Source organism: Kitasatospora sp. NPDC047058, assembly GCF_040643935.1.
Lineage (GTDB): Bacteria > Actinomycetota > Actinomycetes > Streptomycetales > Streptomycetaceae > Kitasatospora.
In genome coordinates this window covers 1-3,901 of record NZ_JBEYVJ010000551.1, presented here as the reverse complement: position 1 = coordinate 3,901, position 3,901 = coordinate 1, and the positions used below count along the sequence as shown (strand labels likewise).

At 73.7% G+C, this 3,901-nt stretch carries 3 protein-coding genes and 1 pseudogene; 2 read left to right on the top strand and 2 right to left on the bottom strand.

Translation table 11 applies throughout. The features are described 5' to 3' along the window. Nucleotides 1–259, top strand: a pseudogene (locus ABZ885_RS37250) (pentachlorophenol monooxygenase); the annotation flags it as partial. A gap of 82 nt (nt 260–341) precedes the next feature. Here ABZ885_RS37250 and ABZ885_RS37245 read toward each other — a convergent pair. Further along, on the bottom strand, nt 342–1,100 hold the full coding sequence (locus tag ABZ885_RS37245; RefSeq protein WP_360199027.1) for a hemerythrin domain-containing protein: 759 nt from the start codon (nt 1,098–1,100) through the stop codon (nt 342–344). A 427-nt stretch (nt 1,101–1,527) separates the two neighbouring features. Next, nucleotides 1,528–2,595 (bottom strand): alpha/beta hydrolase-fold protein, encoded by a 1,068-nt coding sequence (locus tag ABZ885_RS37240; RefSeq protein ID WP_360199025.1) that lies wholly within the window; start codon nt 2,593–2,595, stop codon nt 1,528–1,530. A gap of 391 nt (nt 2,596–2,986) precedes the next feature. Here ABZ885_RS37240 and ABZ885_RS37235 point away from each other — a divergent pair, with 391 nt between their 5' ends. Further along, nucleotides 2,987–3,763 (top strand): SDR family oxidoreductase, encoded by a 777-nt coding sequence (locus tag ABZ885_RS37235; RefSeq protein WP_360199023.1) that lies wholly within the window; start codon nt 2,987–2,989, stop codon nt 3,761–3,763. The last annotated feature ends 138 nt before the right edge of the window (nt 3,764–3,901 follow it).

Below are 3,901 nucleotides of genomic sequence, written 5' to 3'. Positions count from 1 at the left end.
CGACGCGCCGCTGGACGGCCCACCGGCCGGCGCCAGGCTGTTCGACCTGTTCCGCGGCCCGCACGTGACGGTGCTCGCCGTCGGCCGCGAGCTGCCCGCCGTACCGGCCGGGGTTCGGGCGCACCGGGTGGACGGCGGGGTGGCGGCCGCGGCGTACGGCCAGGGGATCTTCGTCGTCCGGCCGGACGGCTACGTCGGGCTGGCCACCGACGATCCGGCCGACCTGCCGGGGTACCTGGCCCGGTTGGGCCTCCGCTGAGACCGGGGGACGGGGATGTGCGGCATACTCGGAAGGCATATGCCACGCGCGTAGATCGCGGGCCCGGAAAAACGGCCCCCGGTCACTCGGCGGCGCCCTCCCGGACGTCGGCCGGGCCCCAGAGCAGGTTGGTGCAGCGCTGGTAGGTGGACTGCCAGTGCGGCCAGTTGCGGGCCACGTCGTCGTCGCAGTCCGCGAGCAGCCGGTCGACCACCGCCGGCTCGACGCCGTCCAGCAGCCAGGCGAGCGCGTCGGCGGTGCCGGGCCCGTCGGCCGAGCGCAGCAGGTCCAGCAGCTCCGGCAGGCTGCCGACCCGGGAGGTCCCGGTGAACACCAGCTCCATCCGGGGGAGCAGCTGGCGCTCCTCGATCCGCAGGTGGGTCTCCAGCCGGGCCGCCAGGTCCTCCATCGCGTAGGCGACCGGCCAGGCGCTGCCGGCGTCCCGGCTGGCGATCCGGACCAGGGTGGTGACCCGGGTGAACGAGTGGTCGAGGTTGTGGTGGTCCGCCTCCAGCCAGTTGAGCAGCAGCCGCAGCTCGGGCGCGAAGCGGCGGACGATCGGCCAGATCCGGGTGTCCTGCTGCTCGTGGTGGCAGGTCAGCATCGTGTTGACGAAGTGCCAGTGCCGCAGCAGCGCCTCGCCCTTCTCGTCCTCGCCGGGCTGCAGCAGCCGCAGCGCGTTGGGCAGCCGCGCGAGGTCGCGGCGGAGTGCGGCGTACACCAGGCGCAGCCCGGCGAACCGGAGGGCCTGCGGCTCCTCGCACGCGGCCTGCTCACACTCGGAGCCCGCCTGGACGGGGACTGCGGGCAGGGACGCTACGGGCAGCAGATGGCTCGGCATGACACTCTCTTCACGGCTTGGCACGGCTGACGGAGTCGCCATGGGCGGATTCGCGGCTGGAGGAAGGCGCTCCCACCACAGTGACCGCAGTTGATCAGAGCCGAATCAATGTCCGATTGACGTGCAGGTCAGAGGCCGGATCGGGGCCCGGGGCGAAGCCGGTGCCGGGCTTGGGACGAAGCCGGTGCCGGGGCCGCGGTGAAGGCCCTCGGCGGAGCCACGAACGCGGGCACGGAGAGGCCCGGGCCGTGCCCGGGGCACGCACGATGCCGGGAGGCGCGCAGAGCAGCGGAAGAGAGGAACGGGGAAGAGCAAGCGGAGCGGCGGGCCGCACACCACCGACGACCGGCACGGGACCGTCCCCCGGAAAAACGTCCGCCGGCGCCGGTGGCCACGGGGGCCTCCGGCGCCGGCGGAGCGGTACGGCTCAGTCGGCCTGCGGGCCCGCCAGGTTCTTGGTGAGCCACTGCAGGGTGTCCGGGATCATCTTCTTGAAGTCGCTGGTGAGGTGCTTGCCGCCGGGCTGCTCGTAGTACTCGATGGCGAGCGGCGGGGTGGCCTTGGCGACCCACGCCTTGACCAGCTTGGTCTCGTACGGGGTGGCGCCGCCAGCGGTGACCAGCATCTTCACGTCGGCCTTGCCCAGGCCGACCAGCGCGTCGGGGCTGTTGGCCTGCCGCTCCTGCTCGTGGCCCTTCCAGAGGCCCGAGTCCGGGTTGAAGTAGCCGTCGATCGGCACGGCCGCCTTGAACTTGTCCGGGTGCTGGAGGGCGAGCTTGGCGCTGCAGAAGGCACCGGTGGAGGCACCCATCAGGCCCCAGCCGTCGCGGCCCTTCACGGTGCGGAAGTTGGCGCGGACGAAGTCCGGGATGTCCTCGGCCATCCAGGTGCCCACCTTGGGCTGGCCGGGGATGTCGGCGCAGTCCAGGGCGTTCTTCTCGTCGGAGTTGAAGTTCTGCACCGGCATGATCATGATGAACGGATGGGCCTTGCCGGCCTTCGACAGCTCGGCGTCCACCTGCTGGATCGGGAGCTGGTCGTCAGTCCAGGTGTTGTAGCCGTTGCTCTGGCCGCCCGCGTACAGGGTGAGCACCGGGAAGCCGGTCTTGGCGAACTTCGGGTCGTTGTACTCCGGCGGCAGCCAGACCCAGACCTTCCCGGAGACGCCCGACTTGGGCCCGCTCAGCGTGGTCACCAGGATCTGGCCGACGGCGGTGTCCCGGGCCTTGGTGAGGGCCGCGGTGGGGCCGGTCGGCATCAGCACCTTGCCGGAGGAGGCCGGGGCGGCGCCGGTGGGCGCGGCGGCGGAGCTGCTGCCGGCGGCCGACGGGGTGCCGGGGGTGCTGCTGCCGCTCGCGGTGCCCGCGGCGGTCTTGGCGTTGTCGCCCTTCTTCCCGCTGTCGTCCGTACTGCCACAGGCCGCCAGCGAGGCTGCCAGGGTGAGGGCGGCGGCGCCGGTCAGGACGGCGCGGATACGGGTGGACTGCGGCTGCACGGTGTGGACTCTCCGACCGGTGTCGCGCCCGCTCCGTCGGGAGGCGGGCGGTGGCCCCCGGGTGGGGCCGGACAGCCCGGGGCGACGTCGTTCGTACCCCCCGGGGCGGCGGCGCGCCCTCCCTCGCGGGGGTACGCCGTCCTGCGATCTTATGACGTGGGCCGGGGCGGGCCGGTTGCGCCGGGGCCGTCGGCAATCCAATGTTTGTTCCCGATCCGGTAAAGGTTTCGGCGGACCCTGCCGATCGGCGGGGCCCGCCCCCGTCGGACGGCGGGGAGCACAGCCGGAGGGGTGCCGGGCCCGCCACGCTTTGGGGTCTCGCACCAGTGACCGCGGGCCCCGGATCGGGAACGATCGGTCCGCCCGTTCCACCCGCCGCGAGGAGTCCGCCATGCCCCAGCAGATCGCCGTCGTCACCGGAGCCGGGAGCGGGGTCGGGCGCGCCGTGGCCGTGGAGCTGGCCGCGGCCGGCTGGCGGCTGGTGCTCGCCGGGCGGCGGGAGGCGCCGCTGCGCGAGACGGCCGGGCTCTGCGGGGCGGCCGCGCCGGACGCCTCCGCACCGGACGGTCCCGCGGCGGCGGTGCTGCCGGCCGACGTCACGGACCCGGCGGCGGTGGACGCGCTGTTCGCCGCGGCGGCCGGCCGGTTCGGCCGGGTCGACCTGCTGTTCAACAACGCCGGGACGTTCGGCGCCCCCACCCCGGTGGACGAGCTGGACGTGGCCGAGTGGCGGGCCGTGGTCGACCTCAACCTGACCGGCGCCTTCCTCTGCGCGCGGGCCGCGTTCCGGCAGATGAAGGCCCAGGACCCGCAGGGCGGCCGGATCATCAACAACGGCTCGATCTCGGCGCACGCTCCACGCCCGCACTCGATCGCGTACACCGCGACCAAGCACGCCGTCACCGGGCTGACCAAGTCGCTCTCGCTGGACGGCCGCCCGTACCGGATCGCCTGCGGGCAGATCGACATCGGCAACGCCGCGACCGACATGACGGCGCAGATGAGCGTCGGCGTGCGGCAGGCGGACGGGCGGGTCGCCGTGGAGCCGACCATGGACGTGGCCGACGTGGCCCGCACCGTGCGGCACATGGCGGGGCTGCCGCTGGAGGCCAATGTGCAGTTCGCCACCGTGATGGCGACCGCCATGCCGTACATCGGGCGGGGCTGAGCCCCCGGCGCGCCCGCGGTACGACAGGCCGAGGGCCGCCCACCGGTGCGCACCGGTCGGGAGGCCCCATGACAGCCCGGAAGATCAGCAAAAACGCGCCCACGACGGTGAGGAAAGTCAGCAGCGCGGCCGGCGGAG

Excerpts from the sequence above, each read along its gene's own strand:
- ABZ885_RS37245 (WP_360199027.1), bottom strand. The coding sequence starts at position 1,100 with ATGCCGAGCCATCTGCTGCCCGTAGCGTCCCTGCCCGCAGTCCCCGTC.
- ABZ885_RS37235 (WP_360199023.1), top strand. The coding sequence starts at position 2,987 with ATGCCCCAGCAGATCGCCGTCGTCACCGGAGCCGGGAGCGGGGTCGGG.